This window comes from Streptomyces sp. NPDC028305 (genome assembly GCF_055569495.1).
This window is the reverse complement of sequence record NZ_JBVHTN010000004.1, coordinates 237,576-260,284: the sequence shown is the minus strand read 5'-3', so window position 1 is coordinate 260,284 and position 22,709 is coordinate 237,576. Positions and strand designations below refer to the sequence as shown.

Annotated in this window: 21 protein-coding genes; 5 read left to right on the top strand and 16 right to left on the bottom strand. The window is 71.4% G+C overall.

Features of this window, described 5'->3' with window-relative positions; genetic code table 11:
- Positions 1 to 181 precede the first annotated feature (181 nt).
- The 3 genes from ACZ4WQ_RS17440 to ACZ4WQ_RS17430 all read right to left on the bottom strand — a co-directional run bounded on the left by ACZ4WQ_RS17440 (position 182) and on the right by ACZ4WQ_RS17430 (position 3,769).
- A complete protein-coding gene (locus ACZ4WQ_RS17440) occupies positions 182 to 1,519 on the bottom strand; it encodes a PhoH family protein (RefSeq protein WP_398371050.1) in 1,338 nt (445 codons plus the stop codon).
- Between the two features lie 403 nt (positions 1,520 to 1,922).
- Complete coding sequence (locus ACZ4WQ_RS17435; protein WP_311727677.1) at positions 1,923 to 2,684, bottom strand: isoprenyl transferase; 762 nt, start codon at positions 2,682 to 2,684, stop codon at positions 1,923 to 1,925.
- A 332-nt stretch (positions 2,685 to 3,016) separates the two neighbouring features.
- Positions 3,017 to 3,769 (bottom strand): prepilin peptidase, encoded by a 753-nt coding sequence (locus ACZ4WQ_RS17430; RefSeq protein WP_398371048.1) that lies wholly within the window; start codon positions 3,767 to 3,769, stop codon positions 3,017 to 3,019.
- A gap of 71 nt (positions 3,770 to 3,840) precedes the next feature.
- Between ACZ4WQ_RS17430 and ACZ4WQ_RS17425 the strand changes: the two genes are divergently transcribed.
- Positions 3,841 to 4,236, top strand: a complete 396-nt coding sequence (locus ACZ4WQ_RS17425; RefSeq protein WP_385340485.1) for a DUF192 domain-containing protein — start codon at positions 3,841 to 3,843, stop codon at positions 4,234 to 4,236.
- A gap of 109 nt (positions 4,237 to 4,345) precedes the next feature.
- Positions 4,346 to 4,756: a cold shock domain-containing protein gene (locus ACZ4WQ_RS17420; protein WP_311727496.1), complete on the top strand. Its 411-nt coding sequence runs from the start codon at positions 4,346 to 4,348 to the stop codon at positions 4,754 to 4,756.
- A 58-nt stretch (positions 4,757 to 4,814) separates the two neighbouring features.
- Here ACZ4WQ_RS17420 and ACZ4WQ_RS17415 read toward each other — a convergent pair whose 3' ends face one another.
- The 12 genes from ACZ4WQ_RS17415 to ACZ4WQ_RS17360 all read right to left on the bottom strand — a co-directional run bounded on the left by ACZ4WQ_RS17415 (position 4,815) and on the right by ACZ4WQ_RS17360 (position 15,922).
- Complete coding sequence (locus ACZ4WQ_RS17415) at positions 4,815 to 6,128, bottom strand: SLC13 family permease (RefSeq protein WP_398371045.1); 1,314 nt, start codon at positions 6,126 to 6,128, stop codon at positions 4,815 to 4,817.
- Between the two features lie 58 nt (positions 6,129 to 6,186).
- Positions 6,187 to 6,822 carry an OmpA family protein gene (locus ACZ4WQ_RS17410; RefSeq protein ID WP_311727494.1) on the bottom strand — a complete coding sequence of 212 codons (636 nt, stop codon included), beginning with the start codon at positions 6,820 to 6,822 and terminating at the stop codon, positions 6,187 to 6,189.
- Positions 6,823 to 6,829: 7 nt separating this feature from the next.
- Positions 6,830 to 7,423: a hypothetical protein gene (locus ACZ4WQ_RS17405; protein ID WP_311727493.1), complete on the bottom strand. Its 594-nt coding sequence runs from the start codon at positions 7,421 to 7,423 to the stop codon at positions 6,830 to 6,832.
- Positions 7,424 to 7,479: 56 nt separating this feature from the next.
- Positions 7,480 to 8,187 (bottom strand): hypothetical protein, encoded by a 708-nt coding sequence (locus ACZ4WQ_RS17400; protein WP_311727492.1) that lies wholly within the window; start codon positions 8,185 to 8,187, stop codon positions 7,480 to 7,482.
- A gap of 8 nt (positions 8,188 to 8,195) precedes the next feature.
- The gene (locus ACZ4WQ_RS17395; protein WP_014176788.1) at positions 8,196 to 8,360 is read right to left on the bottom strand and encodes a membrane protein; all 165 of its coding nucleotides are present in this window, start codon (positions 8,358 to 8,360) and stop codon (positions 8,196 to 8,198) included.
- A 453-nt stretch (positions 8,361 to 8,813) separates the two neighbouring features.
- Complete coding sequence (locus tag ACZ4WQ_RS17390) at positions 8,814 to 9,707, bottom strand: DUF5936 domain-containing protein (RefSeq protein WP_311727490.1); 894 nt, start codon at positions 9,705 to 9,707, stop codon at positions 8,814 to 8,816.
- A 13-nt stretch (positions 9,708 to 9,720) separates the two neighbouring features.
- The gene (locus ACZ4WQ_RS17385) at positions 9,721 to 10,659 is read right to left on the bottom strand and encodes a type II secretion system F family protein (RefSeq protein WP_311727489.1); all 939 of its coding nucleotides are present in this window, start codon (positions 10,657 to 10,659) and stop codon (positions 9,721 to 9,723) included.
- 6 nt (positions 10,660 to 10,665) lie between these two features.
- Positions 10,666 to 12,024: a CpaF family protein gene (locus ACZ4WQ_RS17380; protein ID WP_311727488.1), complete on the bottom strand. Its 1,359-nt coding sequence runs from the start codon at positions 12,022 to 12,024 to the stop codon at positions 10,666 to 10,668.
- A 55-nt stretch (positions 12,025 to 12,079) separates the two neighbouring features.
- On the bottom strand, positions 12,080 to 12,448 hold the full coding sequence (locus ACZ4WQ_RS17375) for a TadE/TadG family type IV pilus assembly protein (protein WP_385340490.1): 369 nt from the start codon (positions 12,446 to 12,448) through the stop codon (positions 12,080 to 12,082).
- A 4-nt stretch (positions 12,449 to 12,452) separates the two neighbouring features.
- Positions 12,453 to 14,234, bottom strand: coding sequence for a CpaE family protein (locus ACZ4WQ_RS17370; RefSeq protein ID WP_398371040.1), 1,782 nt, complete (start codon positions 14,232 to 14,234; stop codon positions 12,453 to 12,455).
- Between the two features lie 61 nt (positions 14,235 to 14,295).
- Entirely contained in the window at positions 14,296 to 15,000 is a 705-nt protein-coding gene (cpaB, locus tag ACZ4WQ_RS17365) for a Flp pilus assembly protein CpaB (RefSeq protein ID WP_311727485.1), read from the bottom strand.
- 25 nt (positions 15,001 to 15,025) lie between these two features.
- Complete coding sequence (locus tag ACZ4WQ_RS17360) at positions 15,026 to 15,922, bottom strand: hypothetical protein (RefSeq protein WP_398371038.1); 897 nt, start codon at positions 15,920 to 15,922, stop codon at positions 15,026 to 15,028.
- A gap of 235 nt (positions 15,923 to 16,157) precedes the next feature.
- On the opposite strand from ACZ4WQ_RS17360, the gene ACZ4WQ_RS17355 reads away from it, so the two are divergent.
- The gene (locus ACZ4WQ_RS17355) at positions 16,158 to 17,903 is read left to right on the top strand and encodes a chitinase (protein ID WP_468022276.1); all 1,746 of its coding nucleotides are present in this window, start codon (positions 16,158 to 16,160) and stop codon (positions 17,901 to 17,903) included.
- A 57-nt stretch (positions 17,904 to 17,960) separates the two neighbouring features.
- Here ACZ4WQ_RS17355 and ACZ4WQ_RS17350 read toward each other — a convergent pair whose 3' ends face one another.
- A complete protein-coding gene (locus tag ACZ4WQ_RS17350; protein ID WP_468022275.1) occupies positions 17,961 to 18,794 on the bottom strand; it encodes an NAD(P)H-binding protein in 834 nt (277 codons plus the stop codon).
- A gap of 200 nt (positions 18,795 to 18,994) precedes the next feature.
- On the opposite strand from ACZ4WQ_RS17350, the gene ACZ4WQ_RS17345 reads away from it, so the two are divergent.
- Both ACZ4WQ_RS17345 and ACZ4WQ_RS17340 read left to right on the top strand, forming a co-directional pair.
- Positions 18,995 to 20,008, top strand: a complete 1,014-nt coding sequence (locus tag ACZ4WQ_RS17345; protein ID WP_385340499.1) for a chitinase — start codon at positions 18,995 to 18,997, stop codon at positions 20,006 to 20,008.
- 91 nt (positions 20,009 to 20,099) lie between these two features.
- Positions 20,100 to 22,697: a WD40 repeat domain-containing protein gene (locus tag ACZ4WQ_RS17340; RefSeq protein ID WP_468022274.1), complete on the top strand. Its 2,598-nt coding sequence runs from the start codon at positions 20,100 to 20,102 to the stop codon at positions 22,695 to 22,697.
- The last annotated feature ends 12 nt before the right edge of the window (positions 22,698 to 22,709 follow it).

Sequence of the window (22,709 nt, the reverse complement as noted above, 5' to 3'; positions counted from 1 at the left end):
CACACACTGCCGGAAGCGGACGCCCGGAGGCAATTCCCCGTTGAGTGTGAAAGCTCACACCCCGTTTACACCCTAGGATTTTCGGAAATCCGAGCGCACCAAGACGCCGCGCGACTAAGCTCTTTGGGCTCAGCCGCGCGGCGCCTGGGTCACGCGAGGTCACGCACTCCCCTCAACTGCCTCAGATATGGCTGTCTTCGAGCATTTCGGTCACCAGGGCCGCGATCGGCGACCGCTCGGAGCGGGCGAGGGTGACATGGGCGAACAGCGGGTGCCCCTTGAGCTTCTCGACCACCGCGACCACGCCGTCGTAACGCCCGACGCGCAGATTGTCCCGCTGTGCCACGTCATGGGTGAGTACCACCCGGGAGTTGGCGCCGATACGGGACAGAACGGTCAGCAGGACGTTCCGTTCGAGTGACTGCGCCTCGTCCACGATCACAAAGGCGTCATGGAGCGAGCGGCCCCGGATGTGGGTGAGCGGCAGCACCTCCAGCATCCCGCGGCCCACGACCTCCTCGATCACATCCGAGGTGGTCACCGCCGACAGCGTGTCGAACACCGCCTGGGCCCAGGGGCTCATCTTCTCCGCCTCGGTGCCCGGCAGATAGCCCAACTCCTGTCCGCCCACCGCGTACAGCGGCCGGAAGATCATCACCTTCCGGTGCTGTTGGCGCTCCAGCACCGCCTCGAGACCGGCGCACAGCGCCAGCGCCGACTTGCCCGTGCCGGCCCGGCCGCCCATCGAGACGATCCCGATGTCCGGGTCGAGCAGCAGATCCAGCGCGATGCGCTGCTCCGCGCTCCGCCCGTGGATCCCGAACGCCTCGCGGTCGCCGCGCACCAGCCGCACCTGGCCGTCCGGCGTGACCCGGCCCAGCGCCTTGCCGCGCTCCGACTGGAGCACCAGACCGGTGTGCACCGGCAGCTCCGCCGCCTCGGGGACATGCGCGGTCTCGGCCGCGAAGAGGTCGTCCACCTGCTCGGCGGTGACGCTCAGCTCGGCCATCCCGGTCCAGCCGGAGTCGGTTATCGCCAACTCGGCGCGGTACTCCTCCGCGAGCAGCCCCACCGAGGAGGCCTTGATGCGGAGCGGGAGATCCTTCGAGACGACCGTGACGTCGTACCCCTCGGCCTGGAGGTTCCTGGCGACCGCGAGTATCCGCGAGTCGTTGTCGCCCACCCGGCCACCATGGGTCAGGAAGGCGGCGGGCAGGATGCCCGGGTCGGAGTGGTTGAGCTCGACGCGCAGAGTGCCGCCCAGATCGCCGATCGGGATCGGGGCGTCCAGACGGCCGAACCGGATCCGGTAGTCGTCCAGCAGGCGCAGCGCCTGCCGGGCGAAGTAACCCAGCTCCGGGTGGTGCCTCTTGGACTCAAGCTCGGTGACCACGACGACCGGCAGCACGACCTCGTGCTCGTCGAAGCGGGCCATGGCGTTCGGGTCGGCGAGCAGGACGCTGGTGTCGAGAACATAGGTGCGCCGGTCTTGCTCGCGGCGTTTTTTGCTGGTCACCACGGGTGGACGAACCCCCTCGGGAGAGGTTGGGGTGCGACGGCGTCGCGGGAACGGGTCCCCCGGCCGCAGGCGGGGGGACGGACCGGGCTCAGACCCCACGCGAAGGGCCGAGCGCCGGCCCTCCGCGTCATACGCACGATCCGCACAGTCGTCCGTGTGCAAAGGGCCTCCCGGGCGAACGGGCCAATGCCGTCCGCTGGCAGTTCGACACCCCTAGGACAGTTGGGGCAGGGCGTCGACCTGGAAGGGATATTCCCTCGAACGTGCGCAGCCATGCAATGGCATATGACGGCGTGCACATGAACGTTGTGAAACCCGCCCCTTGCGGGGCGAGGTGAGGTCGTAACGGAAACCGTACGGATGGATGAGGCGCCCGGCCCCGACTGCCGTACCGGGTACGGGACTAGCCGCCGTACCGCCGGTGCCGCGCGGCGTAGTCACGCAGCGCGCGGAGGAAGTCGACCTTGCGGAAGGCCGGCCAGAAGACCTCGCAGAAGTAGTACTCCGAATGGGCGCTCTGCCAGAGCATGAACCCCGACAGCCGCTGCTCGCCGCTGGTGCGGATGACGAGGTCCGGATCGGGCTGGCCGCGCGTGTACAGGTGCTCGGAGATCAGGTCGATGTCCACGATCTCCGCGAGCTCGTCGAAGGTGGTGCCCTTGCTCGCGTGGTCGTGCAGCAGCGAACGCACCGCGTCGGCGATCTCCTGCCGGCCGCCGTAGCCGACGGCGACATTGACGAGTATCCCGTCGATGTGCTCGGTGTCCCGCTCGGCCTCCTTGAGGACCGTCTGGGTATGGGCGGGCAGCAGATCGCGGTTTCCGACGTGGTGCACCCGCCAGCGGCCGTCGGAGGCCAGATCGCGTACCGCGCCCTCGATGATGCTCAGAAGCGGGACCAGCTGCTCCTCGGGGCGGTCCAGATTGTCGGTGGACAGCAGCCAGAGCGTGACGACCTCGACGTCCGTCTCGCTGCACCAGCCGAGCAGCTCCTGGATCTTGCTCGCGCCCGCCTTGTGCCCCTGCTCGATCGTCCCCCCGGCGGCGCGGGCCCAGCGGCGGTTGCCGTCGAGGATGACACCGATGTGCTTGGGCACCTGGGCGTGGTCGAGGCGGCCTTCCACCCGGCGTGCGTAGAGCCCGTACACCAGGTCGCGCAACTTCACGTCTTCCAGCCCCTCAGTGCCTTGCATGATGTGCGATGGCGGTCCGCCCAGGGCCGACACCCTACTGCGGGCGGGGGGCGCTGGCGAACCGGGTGCGCCCCCGCGAGCGCCTGCCCACCCCCCAATACGTCACGCTCCGTAGTGTTGCGATGAGCGCTCTGTCCCAGATCATGGCCGGTACGCCCCGGAATCGCCCGAGAAAGAAGCGGGCCGGTCCGTGGGGGGGATACGGACCGGCCCGAGGGGGGGCTTCCACCATAACGCTTTGTGAGGGATAGTCCAGGCATCGGCGCGGGTGACAATGAATGTCGCCGGGAAAGCCGAAGCCGCCGTCAGGCCGCGAGCCCCCCGAGCACCAGCCCCGCGCAGGCCCCGAGGATCATGAAGGGGCCGAACGCCATCCCGGTTCCGCGGGTCGCCCGGCGCGTCGCGAGCAGCGCGACGGCGTAGCACGAGCCCAGCAGCAGCCCCGCGCACGCGCCCAGGACCAGCACCGCCCAGCCGTACCAGCCGAGCGCGACCCCAAGACCCAGGGCCAGCTTCACATCGCCGAACCCCATCCCGCTCGGGCTGATCAGGAAGAGCAGCAGATACGCGCCGCCCAGCGCCGCCCCGCCCAGCAGCGCCCGCCGCCAGGACCCGGCGCTGTGCGGCAGCAGCGCCGCCACGCCGAGCAGCGCGGCCGCCCCGGCGGCCAGCGGCAGCGTCAGCACGTCCGGCAGCCGGTGCACCGCCAGGTCCACGCCCGCCAGCAGCACCAGGGGCGGCGTGAGCAGCAGCCACACCGCCAGCTCGGGGCGTGCGCCGACGGCCGCCGCCAGCACCCCGCACACCAGCGCGGTGAGGGCCGCGGCCCAGGGCCCGCCGGCGCCGTAGTTCCGCTCGCCGTCCGGACAGCCCGGGCAGCGGGCGAGCCCCAGCCAGCCCCGGGCCGCCCCGGCGAGCGCGTGCCCGCGCGGGCACGCCGCCCGCCACGGCTCCTCGGGCTCGACGGCCAGCCGGTACCGGGCACGGGGCACGAGCAGCCCGGCCGCCGCGCCGTAGGCGGCGGCCAGGACGACCAGGACGACCGGGGGCACAAGCACGGGCCGAGCCTACGAAAGCGCGGCCCGGTGCGACACTCGCACCGGACATCAGCTATCAGGGATGGGCTGGGATGGGTCACTGGCGGGACGGCACGGGGACGCTGTACGTACTCGGCCCGGAGCCCGGCGCCGGGCCGGACGGGGACGGCCGCGCCGCCGGCATCCCCCTGGAGATCGCGGCCTCCTACCGGGCCCGCACCCGCGGGCTGCTCGGCCGGGACGGGGTGGCCGGCGCGCTGCTGCTCACCCCCGCGAGCAGCGTCCACACCCTCGGGATGCGCTTCGCCATCGACGTCGCCTACCTCGACCGCCGGCTGACCGTCCTGGCCGTGCGCACCATGCGCCCCGGCCGGTTCGGGCTGCCCCGCCCCCGTGCGCGCCATGTCCTGGAGGCCGAAGCCGGCGCGATGGAACGCTGGGGGCTGCGGGCCGGGACCCGGGTCGCCATCGGGCGCCCGGACGCATAGCCGGGGCAGGACCCGAGCTGTACGCTGAGGCCTCGGTGTCATGGTTGGACACCCTCGGTCGCGCGGATCGAGGTCCTTGAGGTAGAGGTACAGGGGTAGGGGTTGCACGGTGACAACCACGGGCAAAATTCTGCGGTTTGACGAGTTCCGCGGCTATGGCTTCATCGCCCCCGACGACGGCGGCGAAGACGTCTTCATGCACGCGAACGACCTGCTGGACGAGAAGCACCTGTTCCAGCCGGGCAGCAAGGTGGAGTTCGTCCCGGAGTACGGGGACAAGGGCCCCAAGGCGGCCGAAGTACGGATCGTGCAGCGGGCCGCCGTCCGGATCCACACGCCGGGCCCGGCGGCGGACTCGGGCGACGACACCATGTGCGATGTGCTGTCGGTCGCCGAGTTCCGGCAGGAGCTGACCGAGGCGCTGGTCGAGGTGGGCGGCACGCTGACCGCCGACCAGATCAAGCAGGTGCGCAGACGCGTGATCGAGCTGGCCCAGGCGCACAACTGGATCGAGTCCTGAGCCCAGCACCACACCGAACCGCCGCGCGGGGCCCAGCCCCGCCGCGGCGGTTTCCGTTTCAGGCCCCGGTGGCCGTCAGCATCGCCCACAGCGCGACCGTCGCGGCCACGATCGTGGCCGGTGTGGTCAGCAGCCCGAGCCGGGTGAAGTCGCCCAGCCCGGAGCCGCTGGTACGGCTCGGGCCCGCGTCCACGCCGTAGGCGCGGATCTCGCGCCGCCACAGCAGGGTGGCCAGCGAGCCGACGTAGGTGAGGTTCGGCCCCAGGTTGACCCCGATCAGCACGGCGAGCACCGGCCCTGGCCCGCCCGCGGCGGCGATCGGCAGCAGCGCGAGCGTGGCGGGGAGGTTGTTGACGAGGTTGGCCAGGACGGCCGCGACCCCGGCGATCGCGAGCAGCGCGGGCAGCCCGGCGCCGCCGGGGAGCAGCCGCGCCAGGCCGGTCCCCAGCCCGCCCGCCAGCACGGCCTGGACCACGACCCCGAGGGCGAGCACGAAGAGGCAGAACAGCGGACCCGTGGCGGCCACGGCGCCCCGCACCGTCTCCCGCCCGCGCGCCACCGCGCGCACCGCGAGCACCAGGGCCCCGGCCCAGGCCGCCCAGGCCGGATCCACGCCGACGAGCGAGGTGGCGATGAATCCGCACAGGGTCAGCACGAGCACGGTCAGGGCGAACACCGGCACCTCCGGCCGCCGGGCGGGCGGCGGCAGCGCGGCACCTTCGGCCAGGTCGGCGGCGAAGTAGCGACGGAAGACCAGGTACTCGAGGCCGATGGTCAGCAGCCACGCGGGCGCCATGAGCACGGCGAACCGCGTGAACGACAGCCCGCTGGCCTTCAGCGCCAGCAGGTTGGTCAGATTCGACACCGGAAGCAGCAGCGACGCGGAGTTCGCCAGGTGGGCGCACGCGTACAGATGCGGGCGCGCCCGGGCGCCGAGCCGGGTGGCCGTGGCGAACACCACAGGGGTCAGCAGCACCACGGTGGCGTCCAGGCTGAGCACCGCGGTGACCAGCGCCGCCACCGCGAAGACCCCGGCCAGCAGCCGGTCCGTACGACCCCGGCAGGCCCGGGCCACCGCGTCTCCCGCGGCCTCGAAGAGCCCCTCGTCCGCACACATCCGGGCCAGCAGCAGCACCGCGGCCAGAAAGCCGACGACCGGCAGCAGTCTGCGGGTCACCTGCCATACCTCCGGCAGCGAGACCGCCCCGACCGCCACCACAAGCCCGGCGGCGGGCACCGCGGCGGCCGCCTCGGGCCACCCCCGGGGCCGTACGACGGCGAAGGCGAGCACGCCCAGCAGCAGGGCGGCGGATATGGTCTCGGTGAGGGCGGTGCTCAGGGGGGACTCCCGGTCCGGATGCGACAAACACATCCATCATGGGATACGCGCCGGGGTGCACGCCCACGGCCCCCTGGGCGGGAGCCGGGGCCTACTCCCCCGCGCGGGCGAAGCTGACCTCTACCCGGCGGTTTTTCCTGCGACCCGCTTCCGAGGAGTTGTCCGCGATCGGGTACTGCTCGCCGTAGCCGCGGATCTCGTACTGGACGGCGGAGTCCAGGTCGGCCGAGAGCGCGCGCTGGACGGCGTTGGCCCGCTCCTTGGACAGCTTGATGCCATGGAGCGCGGAGCCCAGGTCGTCGGTGAAGCCGAAGACCCGCACGCTGGTCGCGTTCTGCTTCTCGATCTCCTGCGCGATGGCCTTGATCCGGGCGCTGGCCTCGCCGCCCAGCCTGGAGCTGTCCTTGCCGAACAGCACCTCGGCCTGGAGGGCGAACTTGACCTTGGCGTTCGTGTCCTCGCGGCGCTCGTCCCCGTCGTCGGTCTCGACGACCGACTTGATGTCGAGCACCCGGCCGGGGGCCAGCTTCGCGTTCCCGGGCATCCGCAGATCGGAGTCGCCGGTGTCGATCTTGACGGGCGGCGTGGTGTCCGCGGGGGCGCCGGGCCCGCTGTCGGCGCGGGCCGCTGGGGACGGGGCGACCAGGAGCGCGGTGGAGGCGAGCGCGGCGAGGAGAGAGCCCCGGCGGGCGCGGGTACGGGCGCGGCGGTCGCGGAGTGTGGTCATCGCCCGCTCAGCCCGTGAGCTCGATGCCGACCGACGGCATGGTCGGAATCTGGAAGTCGACCTTGGTGACGCTCGACGGCGGCGCCGGGAACTGGGCGAACAGCGGGCGGCTCTCGTCCGGCTTGATCCCCGAGAGCCCCGTCGTACACAGGCACTCCCCGTCGGTGTCCCGCAGCACCAGATAGCGCTTCTTGCCCGCCTGGTCGACGAGCGAGGCGCCCGAGACGGACGACCGGGACCTCATCTCGGTCTCCTTGGAGCGCCAGTCCACGGCGTTGAAGGGCTGGTCCCCGCGGTTGGTCACCGTCCCGTTCACGGTGACGAACCCGCCGCTGTCCCGGACCGCGGAGTGCAGCGTGACCACGATCCCGTTCGGCCCCTTGATCTCGCCGATGGTCTTGGACGAGTCGGCCGCGGGCTCGCTGTCCGGGCCGTCGTCCCCGGACCGGTCGTCCTTGGCGGCGGCGGACGTCTTTCCCCCGCCCCCGTCCGGCTTCTTGCCGTCGTCGCTGCCGCACCCGGCCACGGCGAGGGCCAGGGCCGCCGCGAGAGCCCCCACGGCGACCCCCCTCCGGGCCTTCGTCGTGTGCCGAATGCTCATCGCTCGCTGTCCCTTACTCTTCGTTGACTCTTCGTTCGCTCGTCAGTCATCGGTCGTCAGTCGGCGAGATGCACGGAGAACAGGTCCTTGGCGTCGGGGAAGAGATCCAGATGCTCGGGGTCGATCGTGATGTTCCTGCCCTCGCAGACCAGATCGATGACGGACTTCTCGTCCTTGTCCCCGTCGTCCTTGCCGTCGCCCTTGCCGTCGCCTGTGCCGTCTTCGTCCTTGTCGCCGTCCCCGGTGGGGTCGGGCAGCGGGGTCGGCTCCTCGTACGTGCAGCGCGGCTCCACGACCGCCTTGGCCCGCGCGGTCGCGTGCTTGGTCTCCGTACCCGGGATGACGGACTTGCCGACCGCCTTGCTGGTCCTGACCGTGACGGTGAAGGAGACGGGCAGATAGCCCGGGACGCACCCGCCGTCGACAACATCCGCGCCGTTCTCGCCGGCGAACCACTGCGCCTGGTCGCACGGGTCGCCGGGCGGGTCGAAGCCCCGGCCGTTGAGCAGGTCCGCCACATCCTCCAGGACCTCACCGCTGGTGATCGCGTCGAGCAGCCCCTTGCGCAGCTGGCCGCGGAAGTCCTCGGCCGCGCCGAGCGCGGCCGCGTCGGCCGCGGTCTGTCCGCCGTTGCGGGTGGCCCCGGCCTGGCCGACCGCGAAAAGGGCCAGCGCGAGGAAGAGCAGGCCCGCCACGGCGGTGATGTAGATCGGGAATGCCTGCCCCGCGTCACCGGCGAGGCGGCGGGAGCGACGGGCGGTCACGAAGCCGGTCAGATGCCGACGACCTCGGAGATCTTGTCGGAGATGGCGTTCGCGATCATGCTGCCGAAGTCCGTGGTCGACAGCACCAGGACGATGGCGACCACCACGGCGATGATGCCCAGGTATTCGATCGAGGTCTGCCCCCGGTCGTTCCGCATGACGCGCTTCCCCATTGTGTTCCCCTCCATGGGTGGCCGTACCGCTCCGGTCCGGCGACTCAACCCCCGTGGTGTCGCTCGCGACACGAGCAAAGTACGCCGAAACACCTACCCGGGAACAGTGCCCACGGCACCATTGCCTGCCCATTTCGAGGCGTCCGAACCGCGCCTTCCCCTTCCGGCTGACGTTCGAGTCAGCATTCCGGCCGGCGCGGCCCATACGATTCACCCCCTCCCGGCCCCGAGGAGTTCTCCGGAGACGACTGTCCCATATCCGATTGCAATCGCGAAGCAACTTCGTCGAATGGAGACGGATTCGAGACCGCGGCGGCCGAGAGCAGCTGCTCCTGCGGGGGCGAGATGTGCTGCGAGACATGGCCGGACGCGGCGCCGTACGCGGGCCACGCCAGGGATGTGCGGTACGGGACATCGGTCATCGCGGGTCTCCTCCCACCGGTGTCAGTGCGGTCAATCCCCCGTAATGGAGCCGAAGTCCGTGCCCGAGCCGACGAAGAATCCCGCGATGAGCAGGATCATCGTGCCGGGCACCATGAAGGTCGTGATCACCATGGTCGCCTTGGGCACCGCGCGGGCCGCGCGACGCCGGGCGTTCTGCGCGTCCGTACGCCTCATGTCGTTCGCAATGGCGATCAGCGTATCGACGATCGGCGCGCCGAGCTCCTCGCCCTGCTGGAGCGCGGTGACGAACTGGGCGACCTGGTCGGAGTCGTTCCGCTTCCGCAATTCCTCGAACGCCTGTCTGCGGCTCACCCCCATGTCCATTTGCCGGAGCGTGATACGAAGTTCATCCGCCCAGGGCCCCTCGTACTTCTCCGCGACCCGGTCCAGCGCCTGCCGGAAGCCAAGCCCGGCGCTCACCACCACCGCCAGAACGTCCAGGAAGTCGGGCAGCGTCCGCTCGATGGCCGCCCGGCGCTCCCGCACCGCCGCCCAGATGCCCACCTCGATCCAGGACAGGCCGAAGGCGACCAGCACCAGGGCGAGCAGCAATTGGCCCTTCATCAGCATCACCAGCGCGCCGCCGAAGCCGAGGATGCCGTACACCGCGCGCCGCGCCGCGTAGCGGTCCACCGTCAACCCGCCCGGATTGCCCGCCAGATCGATCCGGCGCCGCACCTTGGCGACCCGCTTCTCGCCCATCAGCCGCAGCACGAACGGGGCGTAGCGCATGCCCAGACGGTCGACGGCCGAGCCGACCACCGTCGTGCGCGTCGCCCCGACCTCCAGCGCCACCGCCAGGTCGCTGGGCAGCTTGGCCTCGCTGCGGTAGAGCGCGACGCCGTACGCGACACCCGCCACCGACAACCCCGCCACCAGCGCCAGCAGCACACCGATCGCCATCTCCGCCGCCCCCTCAGACGTCGATCTTCGACATGCGGCGGATCAGGAAGAAGCCGATCCCGTACAGCCCGAAGGCCACCACCACCGCGGCCTGCCCCCAGAAGGACGAGGTCATCCGGTCCAGCGACCCGTCCGCGATCCGGTTCATCAGCAGCAGCGTGCCGATCCCCATCAGCGGTACCACATACGCGGTGACCGTGACCTGCGACAGCTGGGTGCGGACCTCGCGCCGGGTCTCCTTCCGCTCCTCCAGCGTCTGGGTCAGATTGCGCAGCGAGCTGACGACCGTCCCGCCCGCGCGGTTGGACAGCACGAGCGTGGTGACCAGAACGACCAGCTCCCGGGACGGCAGCCGCTCGGCGAGCTCGCCCAGCGCGTCGTCGATCGAATGGCCGACGGCCAGCTTGTCGGCGACCTTGGCCAGCTCCTCCCCGGCCGGGGCCTCCATCTCGTCGGCCGCCATGCCCAGCGCGGTGCGCAGCGCGAGCCCCGCCTGGGTGGCGTTGGCCAGGATCCGCGACAGCTCCGGCAGCTGGTTGATGAACTTCTCGATCCGCTTCTGCCGCTGCCAGTTGAGGAACGCGAACGCCGACCAGACGCCGACCACCGCCGCGATCGGCCCGAAGAACGCCGCGAGCAGCGACGCCGCCGCCAGCCACAGCCCGATCGCCGCCGCCGCCGTATAGACGAAGAACTCACCGGGGGTGATCTCAAGACCCGTCGAGGCCAGCCGCAGCTCCAGCTTCCGCCCGAGCGAGGTGGCGCGCAGCCGCCGGTCGACCCGCGCGAAGCGGTGCGGCCGGCCGGCCAGCGGCAGCGGCCCCGTATCGGAGAGCCGGTCGAACAGCGCCCGCTGGGCCGCCTTGCCCTTGGCGTACGTGTGCACGCCCGCGACGCCCAGCGCGCCGCACACCAGCGTCGCCCCGACCGTCACCGCCGCCAGTTGGTCCATGCCCGGCTACCTCCGCTCCGTCGGGCTGTACACGGCGCCGCGCACGCTCAGCTGCGCCGGGAACGCGGCCACGCCGAACGCGGGCGGCACCGACTCGCCGGCCAGCCGCAGCCGCTCCGCGACCCGCTCCGGGAGCGGGAAGTACGAGAACCGCCCGCGCACCACCCGGTCCCCGCCCATCGGCTGGGCGTCGAACCGGGAGACGGTCGCGATGCGGTAGTCGTCGTGGCCATGGCTGTCCAGCAGCGCGATCTCGCTGATCCGCCGCGAGCCGTCGGCGTGCCGCACGAGCTGCACGATGCAGTCCACCGCGCTGTTGATCTGGTCGCGCAGCGCCTCGTACGGAATGGCGACATCCGACATCGAGGCGAGCGTCTGGAGCCGCATCAGCGCGTCCTCCGCGCTGTTGGCGTGCACGGTCGCCAGCGATCCGTCGTGGCCGGTGGACATGGCCTGGAGCATGTCCAGGGTCTCCCCGCCGCGCACCTCGCCGACGATGATGCGGTCGGGGCGCATGCGCAGCGAGTTGCGCACCAGGTCGCGGATGGTGATCCGGCCCTTGCCCTCGACGTTGGGCGGCCGGGACTCCAGGCGGATGACGTGCGTCTGCTGAAGCTGTAGCTCCGCCGCGTCCTCGACGGTGATGATCCGCTCCCCCTCCGGGATCAGCCCGGACAGCGAGTTGAGCAGCGTCGTCTTGCCCGATCCGGTGGGCCCGGACACCACCACGTTGAACTTCGCCCGCACCAGCGCGGCGAGCAGCAGCAGCATCTGCTCGTCCAGCGTGCCCATGCCGATCAGCTCGTGCAGGGTGTAGGCGCGCGGGAAGCGGCGGATGGTGAGCGTGGCGCCGGTCAGCGCGAGCGGCGGGATGATGACGTTGACCCGCTCGCCGGACGGCAGCCGGGCGTCCACCATCGGATTCGACTCGTCCACGCGGCGGTTGACCGTCGAGACGATCCGCTCGATGGTCTGCATCAGCTGCTCCTCGGACGCGAAGCGCACGGGGACCAGCTCGACCCGGCCCGCGCGCTCCACGAAGATCTGGTCCGGGCCGTTGACCATGATCTCCGTGATGGAGGCGTCCTCCAAGAGCGGTTCGAGCACCCCGAGCCCCAGCGCCTCGTCCACGACGCGGCGGATCAGCTGGGACCGCTCGGCGGTGGACAGGACCGGGCCCTCGCGGCTGATGATGTGCCCGAGGACGCGCTCCAGGCGGGAGCGCCGATCGCCGGCGGCGAGCGAGGACATCTCCGCGAGGTCGATCTCCTCGAGCAGCTTGGCGCGGTAGACGGAGACGAGATGCCCGTCCTCCCGCCCCTCACCGGGCCCCTCGGGCGCGGTGATGCGTGCCCGCAGGCTCATCGGTGTCCTCCTCGTGGTCTCGTTCTGCGGTGACGCTGCGCGGGGAAAAGGTCCCCTAGCCGTCGTCGCACGGCATCGTCGCGCTCCTCTCCGCGCTCCCGAAGCTCACCCCGGGAATCACCGACGGAATCTGCACCGTCGCGGTCGCCCGCGCCCGGCCGTCCCCGCAGGGGGTGATGCCGACGTCCGCGCCGTCCGCCAGCCATCCGCTCATCGCCGCCCGCCCGGCCGCCGCCGGGCTGGTCCGCACCTCGTCGAGCGAGGCCGTACGCGCCGCCGCGCGGGCCGCCGTGCCCGCCTGCTGCACGGTGTACGCGGCGAGGCCCAGCTGGACGGCGGCCAGCGCGACGAAGAGCAGGACCGGCAGAAAGCCGAGGAACTCGATCGACGCAGACCCCCGGTCGCGCGCCCCGCGCCCAGCCATCGCCTCACACCCCCTCCGCCTGCTCATCCACCGCCCCCGCAGAACCGGTCACCGGCCACGGGAAGTCCGCGGCCCCGGGGAAGAGCACCGGGACGTGCACCTTCACCGTGGCCTTCCACACCCCGTCGGCGCTCTGGCCGCAGGTGATCTCCGCGCTGCCCTGCCACGCCCCCGGGAGGTCGTCCAGCGCCGCCTCCTGGCAGGCACCCGCGTCCCCGCCGACCGCGGCGCCCGCACGGGCGGCCTTGTCGGCGGAGTTGCCCGCCAGCGAGTACGTGTAACCGAGCAGCACGAACTGCCAGATGACGGCCAGTACCACCAGCACCAGCGGCAGCACGCCGAGGAACTCGACCGCGACCTGGCCCCGGTCGCCGCCCCGCTTGCGCATAAAGCGCCTGGAGGGCGTGGAGGGGACCTCCCGCAGCGACTCCGGGCCGGTGCCCGCATCGCCGCCGCCCGCCCCCGCGCCCGTGCCGCCCCCGCCGCCCGGGTCGTCGGCGCCCACTCCTATGGCACGGCGTTGCCGGCTGCCCGCGAGCGTGCGGTGGTCCGTCGGGCCGGGGTGCCCGCGGTGCGCCCGGCCGGGCGGGCCCATGGCCGCACCAGACGGGCCCGGCTCCACCAGGCCCAGCTCCCCGGCCAGGCCCCACAGCGCCTGTTTGACGGCCGACTTGGCGTCCAGGTCCTGCATCCGGCCCGAGTCCACGGCCGGCTGGAGCTCCTTGAAGCCGGCCGGCACCACCGTACGGGCCATCCGGGTGCCCGTCGCGCGCTCGATCAGCTGCGGCTGGATCTCCGCGCTGCGGGTGTGGCGGTTGACGACGGCGACCGTGTCCTCGGCCTTGCGGACCTGGAGCCGGTCCCAGAGCCGGACCATGCGCTTGGCGGCCCGCACCGCGACCACGTCCGGGGTGGTCACCAGCACCGCGAGGTCCGCGATCTCGACGACGGCCGCGCCCGCCGAGGTCATCTGCGTACCGCAGTCGACGATCACCACCTCGAAGCGCGACCGCAGCGCGCTGACGACCTGCCGGGCCGCGCGGTCGGAGACCTCCTCGCCGCGCTCGCCCTCGCCGGGGGCGAGCAGCAGCCCGATGCCGGTCTGGTGGGTGAACACCGCCTCCTGGAGCACGCGCGGCGTGATGTCGTTGATCTGCGCCAGGTCGGCGATCGACCGCCGGAACTGCACATCGAGGTAGGAGGCGATGTCGCCGGACTGGAGGTCCATGTCGACGAGCGCGACCCTGCGGCCCGCCGCCTGCGCGGCCAGCGCGAGCTGTACGGCGGTGACCGTCGTACCGACCCCGCCCTTCGCGCCCGCCACGGCGACCAGCTTCCCGCCGGGCCCGGTGGCGATCGCCTCGCCGCCGCCCCCGAGATGGCGCCGTACGCCGGTGGACCACTGGGCCGCGGCCTGGACGCGGGCGGCCAGCTCGTCGTACGCCAGCGGCAGCCCGGCGATGCCGCGGGCGCCGGAGTCCATGGCGGCGGAGTAGAGCGCGGGGCCGGCGTCCGCCGTCACCAGCACCACACCCACGGCCGGGAAGCGCAGCGCGATCTCGCGGATGAGTTCGAGCGCGGGGGCCGGGCCGATCCGCTCATGGACCAGGACGACCTCGGGCAGGTCCTCCAGGGAGGCGGCGGCCAGCGCGGCGAGGGTGTCGAGCAGCCGGGTCGAGTCGCCCACCGGCTGGGATGGTTCGACGCCCGGCAGCTGTCCGAGCAGCCCGCCGAGCGCGCGGGCGGCGTCGGGATCTCCGACGGCCGGAAGGATTCTGATCGTCACCGGGGCACCGCCTCACTCATGTTCCCGCGGCACGCCGCTTGTCGGGTCGTCGTGCCGCTTGTCATCTGTCGCCGTCGAGGGTGTAGGTGCGGTCGCGTGGGGAGACGCTGTCGTCGTCGCCGGGGGCGACGAGGGCGAGCCGTACATGGGTGGCGAAGGACTCCGCGTACGCCACGCGCTGGGCGTCGCCGGTGTCCAGCGCGAAGGTGATGGGCACGGCCTTGTCCAGGCGCCGGGTGTCGTCCTGGTTCGGCTCCAGCGCGGTCAGCTTGCCGACGTCGATGACCTCCGCGCCCGCGACGATGAGCTTGGAGACGGGGTCGTCGTTGCGGCCCTTGCCCTCGAAGGTCGCGTAGATGTTCACCTTCGCCCCAGGGTTGATCTTGCCCGCGACGCCGGTCGCCGCGTCGATCATGATGGCGATCTCCTGCTGCCCCGCCTTGAGCGCCGGGCGCTCCACGATCATGTCGGCCTGGAGCAGCGAGCCCTTGCGCAGCGGGATGACGGCGATCTTGCCGCGTACGTCGGCGAGGTCGGTGACGGCCGTGGACGGCAGCCAGCGCTCGGGCATCGATATCTTCTCGAACTTGTCCGCGTCCAGCGCCTGATAGGCCGGGACGTCCGACTTGAGCTTGTACGCGGTGGTCTCGGGACCGACCTTCGACTCCACGTCGCGGATGACGGACAGCACTCCGGCGAACGCGCCGCCGGCGCACAGGACCGACAGGAGCAGCAGGATGACTCCGCGGCGCTGGCGTGAATTCATGGACGCACAACCTCGTTGGGGGACGTTACCGGCTCGTCAGAGCGGGTCGCTCGGTCTGGGTCAGGGCAAGGATGTCATCGCCGCGCGGCACCGGGGCGGAGCAGAACGCGCAGCGGTCGCCGATGAGTTCGAAGCCGCACCAGTGGCACTCCTCTCTCCGTACGGACGCCACCAACTGGTAGAGGACGGAGAGGTCCGGGATGGCGGCGGCGAACTCGATCAGTTTGGGGGTACCCCACCAGGCGGCCGACTCATGCGGCGGCGGCACCTCTTCGACGCCCTGCACCCCCCATCCGGGGGCGAGCCTGGCGTTGATCCAGTCGCCGCCCGCATGGCCGTGGCCGTGGTTGTTGAGGTTGCCGCGCGCCACGGTGAGGTGGGTGGCGTACCCGGGCCCGGGCAGCGCGGCCTCGCCGCCCACCTTGACCAGCTGGGGGGTGGGGTGGGCGAGCACCGCGAACTGGGCGCCGGGTACCCAGGACTTGACGTGCGAGGTGAGGCTGACGGGCACCCGGTCCAGCTTGGCCACGCTGCCCAGCAGCGCGCCCGCGTGGACGTAGTGCGTCAGCAGGCGCGCGGCGCAGGCGAGCACGCCGGGGCTGAAGTCGCACATCGAGAGCTGGCGCAGCTGACGGGCGACCACGGCGACGGCGAGCGGGGGGAGTTCGAGGGGCAGCAGCGCGATGCGGTCGCTCTCCAGGACCGCCCGCACCGTATGGAGCCGGCGGACGATGGGCGCGGGGGTCGCCGCGGGGTAGACCACGATGAGATAGCCCTGCTGGTCGAGCAGGCCGGCGGTCTCGGTGAGCGCGTCGTCCAGCGGTTGGACGTCGGGCGGCATGAGCACGACGGCCGACGGGGTCTGGCCATCGGGCGGCGGAAGCACCAGCTCACGGCTGGTGACTGCTATCGCGGTGGGCACGTCGGCTACCCCGTCTCACGTCGGCGCCGGGGAGAGCGGCGGCCGCAGGTCGTTGCTGCTGTCCTGGTGCATCAGCACTTTATCCACGAAAGCCGCGTGAGAGAACAGTTCCCCTGGGTTACGGGCCCATGCCCGCCCCCTTGACAAGCCCATTGGTCTGGACCATTTTGAAACGGTCGTACGGTGGCCGCCGTTCCCTGAGCTCCTCCCTCAACTCTCCCCCACGGAGGCAGTCGTGGACCGTGCTGCGATACCCCCCGCGAGACCCGGCAGAACCGGCAGAACCGGCAGAACCAGGCTCACCCGATTCCTCTCCGCCGCCGCCGCGGCCGTGCTCGGCGCGGGCGCGCTGGTCGCCGTCGGCGGCGGCACGGCCGGCGCGGCGGACGCCAACCTCGTACAGAACTCCGGCTTCGAGTCTGGGCTGAGCGGCTGGACCTGTTCCGCCGCCTCCGGGACCACGGTCGCCACCCCGGCGCACGGCGGCTCGTCGGCGCTCAAGGCGACCCCGGCCGGGCAGGACAACGCCCAGTGCGCGCAGACCGTGAGCGTCAAGCCGGACTCCTCGTACACGCTCAGCGCCTGGGTGCAGGGCAGTTACGTCTACCTCGGCGCGAGCGGCACCGGGACGACGGACGTGTCGACCTGGACGCCGTCCGCCTCCGGCTGGCAGCAGCTGACCACCACCTTCAAGACCGGCCCGAGCACGACCTCGGTCACCGTCTACACCCACGGCTGGTACGGACAGCCCGCCTACTACGCCGACGACATCAGCCTCACCGGCCCCGGCGGCTCCGACCCCGGTGACCCCGGCGACCCGGTTCCGACCGCCCCGTCAGGTCTGAAGACGGGCGCGGTGACCTCCTCGTCCATCGCCCTGTCCTGGTCCACGGTCAGCGGCGCGACCGGCTACAACGTCTACCGGGACGGCACCAAGGTGCAGGCGGTCAGCGGCACCTCGGCCACGGTGACCGGGCTCGCCGCCGCCACCTCGTACCAGTTCCAGGTCACCGCGACCAACGCGGCGGGCGAGTCGCCCAGGTCTGCGGCCGTCACCGGCACCACCTCGGCCGGGAGCGGCGGCGGGGGCGGCACCGTCCCCAAGCACGCCGTCACCGGGTACTGGCAGAACTTCAACAACGGCGCGACCGTCCAGAAGATCAGCGGTGTCCAGGACCAGTACGACATCATCGCCGTCGCCTTCGCCGACGCGACCGGCACGCCCGGCGCGGTCACCTTCAACCTCGACTCGGCCGGGCTCGGCGGCTACACCGTCGACCAGTTCAAGGCCGACATCAAGGCCAAGCAGGCGGCGGGCAAGTCCGTCATCATCTCCATCGGCGGCCAGAACGGCACGGTCTCCATCAACGACTCGGCCTCCGCGAACAACTTCGCCAACTCCGTCTACGCGCTGATGCAGCAGTACGGGTTCGACGGCGTCGACATCGACCTGGAGAACGGCCTCAACGCCACCTACATGACGCAGGCCCTGCGCTCGCTCTCCGCGAAGGCGGGCTCGAAGCTCGTCATCACCATGGCCCCGCAGACGATCGACATGCAGTCCACGTCGAACGCCTACTTCCAGACGGCGCTCAACATCAAGGACATCCTGACCGTCGTCAATATGCAGTACTACAACAGCGGCTCGATGCTGGGCTGCGACGGCAAGGTCTACTCACAGGGCTCGGTGGACTTCCTCACCGCCCTCGCCTGCATCCAGCTGGAAGGCGGCCTGTCCCCGTCCCAGGTCGGCCTGGGCCTGCCCGCCTCGACGCGCGGCGCGGGCAGCGGCTACGTGGCCCCGGCGGTCGTGAACAACGCCCTGGACTGCCTGGCCCGGGGCACCAACTGCGGCTCGTTCAAGCCCGCGAAGACCTACCCGGGCCTGCGCGGCGCGATGACCTGGTCGACCAACTGGGACGCGCTGGCGGGCAACGCCTGGTCCAACGCGGTCGGGCCGAAGGTCCACGGCCTGCCGTAAGCCATCTCGTTCGGGCCGTTCGGGGGAGGGCCGAGCGCCCTCCCTCGAACAGCGCTGTCAGCGGAACGCGTCGGCGTTCTCCGCGGCCCACTGCCGGAACGGCCTGGCCGGCCGACCGGTGACCCGCTCCACCGTGTCGCGCACCTTCAGCAACTCGTCGTTGACGTCCCCGCCCATCAGGTCCAGCACCGCACTCGCGGCCTCGTCCCCCAGAAACGCCGCCATGCCGCGGTGAGCCTCCTCCCGGCTGATCTCGGCGAGCGGCACCTCCCGCCCCAGGGCCCCCGCGATCGCCTCGACCTGCTGCCGGGCCGTGACCCGCTCCGGCCCGGTCAGCGCGTACGTCCGCCCGCGATGCCCCGGCTCGGTCAGCGCCGCCCCGGCCACCGCCGCGATATCCGCGGGGTGGACGGCGGGCAGCCCGACGCCCGCGTACGGCAGGCGGACCGGCTCGCGCCCGCGGATCGCATCCGCCCACCACAGGGCGTTCGAGGCGAACTGCGTGGGCCGCAGGATCGTCCAGGCCATGCCGCTGCCCTGGAGCAGCCGCTCGACGGCGAGGTTCTCCTCGGCGGGGCCCAGGTGGGGATGGGTCTGGACGGTGATGGACGACACGAGCACCACATGCTCCGCCCCGGCCTGCCGGGCGACATCGAGGATGTCGGCGTCCGGGCCCATGCGCGACGGGAGGAACAGCGACCGCACCCCGTCCAGCGCGGGCTTCAGCGTGGCGGCCCGCGCGAAGTCACCCTCCACGGCTTCGACCCCCGCCGGGAATCCGGCCCGTGCGGCGTCCCGGGTGAGACCTCGCAGCGGCCCGGCACCGCTCGCCCGCAACTCCTTCAGCAGGGCACTTCCTATGTTTCCGGTGGCTCCCGTCACGAGGATCACGGGCACACTCTCCTGTCGCCAGACGTCGATCAATCCGGCGTGAACGCTAAAACCTCAACCAAACTTCAGGTCAAGCCGTTTCATTTCTGTCAGGGACTTGACAGACGCATTGGTCTGGACCACGGTGGATCACAGCCTCAGGGGCCCCGAACGCATAGGCGCACCACTCCCCCCACATCCCCCCACGCCCGGAGGCACCCGTGGCACGCGCACATTCACGTACGTTCACCCGGAAACTGCTCGGCGGCATAGCCGTGGCGGCCCTCGCCGCCGGCGGGCTGATGGCCGCCAACACCGCGGGCGCGGCCGAGGAGCCCGCGGGCACCGCCGCCGTCCCCAAGCACGCGGTCACCGGGTACTGGCAGAACTTCAACAACGGCGCGACCGTGCAGAAGCTCGCCGACGTCCAGGACGACTACGACATCATCGCCGTCGCCTTCGCCGACGCCACCACCACACCCGGCGCGGTGACGTTCAACCTCGACTCGGCCGGGCTCGGCGGCTACACCGTCGACCAGTTCAAGGCCGACATCAAGGCCAAGCAGGCGGCGGGCAAGTCCGTCATCATCTCCATCGGCGGCCAGAACGGGACCGTCTCGATCAGCGACGACGCGTCCGCCAACGCCTTCGCCGCCTCCGTCACCGAGCTCATGGACGAGTACGGCTTCGACGGCGTCGACATCGACCTGGAGAACGGCCTCAACGCCACCTACATGACCAAGGCGCTCAAGGCGATCCACGACAAGAAGAGCGATGTCGTGGTGACGATGGCGCCGCAGACCATCGACATGCAGTCGCCGCAGAACGAGTACTTCAAGACCGCGCTGGCCACCAAGGACTTCCTGACGGTGGTCAACATGCAGTACTACAACAGCGGCTCCATGCTGGGCTGCGACGGCAAGGTCTACTCACAGGGCTCCGTCGACTTCCTCACCGCCCTCGCCTGTATCCAGCTGGAGAACGGCCTCGACCCGTCCCAGGTCGGCCTCGGCGTCCCGGCCTCCACGCGCGGCGCGGGCTCCGGGTATGTGGAGCCGGGGATCGTCAACGCCGCCCTGGACTGCCTCACCAAGGGCACCGGCTGCGGCTCGTTCAAGCCCTCGAAGACCTACCCGGGGCTGCGCGGCGCGATGACCTGGTCGACCAACTGGGACGCGGCGAACGGCAGCGCCTGGTCGAAGGCGGTCGGACCGCACGTCCACGGTCTGTCGTAGGGCCCTCCCGTTCGAGGGGGACCGAAAGTCCCCCCTCGAACGGGGAGTTGGGGTGATCGCGTCGTCGGTGGGTGGCCTTACGGTCAAGGCCATGGATCTACAGGGAAAGTCCATCGTCGTGATGGGTCGGTTCCACAAACTGCCGCATGCTGCTGCGAAAGCCGGACTGGAGGCGCTGGGCGCGCGGGTGTCGGGGTCGGTGTCCGACAGAACAGATCTCGTCTTCGTCGCGCATGATGTCCCGGGCCGCAAGATCGGAGCGGCGAGCACACGCGGGATTCCGATCTACGACGAGAAGGCGTTGCGGGCTGTGCTCAAGGGGGCGGCCAAGCCCTCGGCGGGCCATGAGTCCGCCACCGACGGGACCTTCGTGGATCACGCGTCGCTGACGTCGGCCGCCGACCCGGCCGCACTGCTCGCGGCCCTTCAGGGAGCGGACTGGCCCGTCTTCGCGGCCGAGCGGGACCTGCCGCCGCTCCGGGCCCGGCTGCTGGAGCTCGAGGGCACGTATGGGGTCACCGAGGCGCACCGCTTCGCCACCGACAGGATTCGTGGGCTCGGCGACACGCGGCTCCAGCATCCGTACGGGCACAGCACGGAGATCGAGTCGTCCGCTGTCAGCCCGTGCGGACGCTATCTGGCCACCGGCAGCTGGGTCGGCGACGACTACCACCGCGGTGGTGCGCTACAGATCTGGGAGGTCGCCAGCGGCCGCTGCGTCAACACACTCCAGCGCATCGAGGGCGGAGTCGGCTGGCCCGACTACGGCGACACCATCCAGTGGTCGGCCGACAGCACCCGCGTCGGGCTCGCCTACAACACCAACCAGGTAGGCGTGTTCGACCCGTTCGAGACCCGCACCGCCAATACCTTTCCGCTGGCCAGCGCGTCGGTGACGGACGGGGCCAGCCGGCCGCCGACGTGGGCGCTGGCGCCCGACGGGCGGCGCGCGTTCATCTCGTCCGGCTCCCCCTGTTCGATCAAGGGCTGTGTCGTTCCGCTGGAGGCGGGCCATCTGTTCTGGCTGCCCGGCTACGCACCCCCCTCGCACCCTTACCTGCTGCCCGAGGCGCTTCCCGAGGAGTTCGAGACCGAGGACGACGAGCTGTGGCTGGACGACGGGGTCAGTTGGTCGCCGGACGGCACCCGGCTGTACGCGTATGACACCCGGCACAAGCGGGATCTGGTCATCGACCTGGCCACCAGACAGGTCGGCTGGGCGGCTGAGGAAGACGGACCCGAGCCGGCCGTGGGGAAGGGCGGCGGGGGTGGAGTGCGGGTCTCCGTGGACCCGACCCGGGTGACCTTCCGCCGGCCCGACACCGGAGGGGAGTTGGGCGACTTCACCTTCCTCCGCGAACCACCGGGCCCCCGGCTCCTGGAGGACGACTACGTACTCGACCAGCACAACGTCAACTTCGCCCTGGACGACCACACCTGGTGTGCGGCGTTCGAGGAGGGTGTCGTCATCGCGCCGCCGAACCGCAGGGAAGACCTGGACGCGGTGCTGACCTGGTCGGTCGACCGGCGTTTCGCCTGGCCGGTGCGGTGGGGCGGGCTCGATGTCGTACCGGACGTACGGACCGCCGCCGAACGGCTCGGGGACGACGGCCTCGGCTACTTCGTCCGGGAGTACGTGGAGAGGATGGAACCCGCCGAGGCCCGGGGGGACGGGGCGTGGCCGCCGCCCAACACGGCGACGATGGACGACCTGTTCTCGGCGGTGCGGGATGCCGTCTCCCAGCTCGGGAGCAACTGGAACTTCGCGGTGAACGAATACCTCGGTGACGCGGCCCGGCTCCGGGCGCGGCGCGGGGAGCCCGAAGGGGCCGCGGAACTGCTCGAGGCGATACCCGGTACGGACGAGCGCGTCGTGGCCTCGGCCCAGGTGGCCATGATCCTGGCCCGCGCGGGACGGACCGAACAGGCGCAGGCCGTCTTCACCTTCGCCGAGCCGAGGGCGGAGGCGGCCCTCGGAAAGTACAACGTCGCGAGTGTCGCCTCCTCGGTGGCCGGCGCCTACCACGCCTTGGGCGACACGGCCGCCGCCGACGCGTGGTTCGCCCGCGCGCGGGATGCCATCGAGCCGGAAACCAACGCATGGCAGAACCGTCTCGCGGTCATCTGGGCACTCACCGAGTGCGGGCGCGTGGACGAGGCCCGGTCGCTGTGGACTTCCGCCGGGAACCGGACCAACAGCTTCCGCTGCGAGCCGTGGCTGCTCTGTCTGCTGAGCACCGACCGGCTCGACATCGCGGAAGAGTTCCTGGAGGCGTGCGTCCCACCCGGCATGGACCGGCCGTCGAGCATGATCAAGGCACTGGTCGAGCTCGGCCGCCCCGATCTGCTCCGCTCATGGCTCTCCGGCTCGTGGTACATACCGGACGAGTCCTACGAGCGTGCCCAGGCGATCGCCGACGGCGCCCCGCGGCGGTCCCTGCCGCCGACACCGACCGAGGAGGACCTCGCGGCCCTCGGCGAAGCGCACGCCAAGCTGCTCAAGACGCCGCGCGCCAAACGCCAGATGCCGACTGAGGAGCTCATCGGGCAGGCCGCGGACTGTGGGCACCTCAGCGCCGTGCTGGACCTGCTCGGCGACCTTCCGGCCCATGATTTCAACCACCGGCCGAAAGCCGCGTTCTCCGCGCTGTGGCGCGCCGCCACAGGCCACTACCAGGCCCACTGGTGACGCCTCCGTCGG

Bases quoted from the DNA above. Each gene is read 5' to 3' on its own strand.
- ACZ4WQ_RS17385 (WP_311727489.1), bottom strand. From the start codon at position 10,659: ATGGACCAACTGGCGGCGGTGACGGTCGGGGCGACGCTGGTGTGCGGC.
- ACZ4WQ_RS17380 (WP_311727488.1), bottom strand. From the start codon at position 12,024: ATGAGCCTGCGGGCACGCATCACCGCGCCCGAGGGGCCCGGTGAGGGG.
- ACZ4WQ_RS17395 (WP_014176788.1), bottom strand. From the start codon at position 8,360: ATGGGGAAGCGCGTCATGCGGAACGACCGGGGGCAGACCTCGATCGAA.
- ACZ4WQ_RS17410 (WP_311727494.1), bottom strand. From the start codon at position 6,822: ATGACCACACTCCGCGACCGCCGCGCCCGTACCCGCGCCCGCCGGGGC.
- ACZ4WQ_RS17405 (WP_311727493.1), bottom strand. From the start codon at position 7,423: ATGAGCATTCGGCACACGACGAAGGCCCGGAGGGGGGTCGCCGTGGGG.
- ACZ4WQ_RS17375 (WP_385340490.1), bottom strand. From the start codon at position 12,448: ATGGCTGGGCGCGGGGCGCGCGACCGGGGGTCTGCGTCGATCGAGTTC.
- ACZ4WQ_RS17390 (WP_311727490.1), bottom strand. From the start codon at position 9,707: ATGGCGATCGGTGTGCTGCTGGCGCTGGTGGCGGGGTTGTCGGTGGCG.
- ACZ4WQ_RS17340 (WP_468022274.1), top strand. From the start codon at position 20,100: ATGGATCTACAGGGAAAGTCCATCGTCGTGATGGGTCGGTTCCACAAA.
- ACZ4WQ_RS17415 (WP_398371045.1), bottom strand. From the start codon at position 6,128: ATGTGTTTGTCGCATCCGGACCGGGAGTCCCCCCTGAGCACCGCCCTC.
- ACZ4WQ_RS17425 (WP_385340485.1), top strand. From the start codon at position 3,841: ATGGGTCACTGGCGGGACGGCACGGGGACGCTGTACGTACTCGGCCCG.
- cpaB (WP_311727485.1), bottom strand. From the start codon at position 15,000: ATGAATTCACGCCAGCGCCGCGGAGTCATCCTGCTGCTCCTGTCGGTC.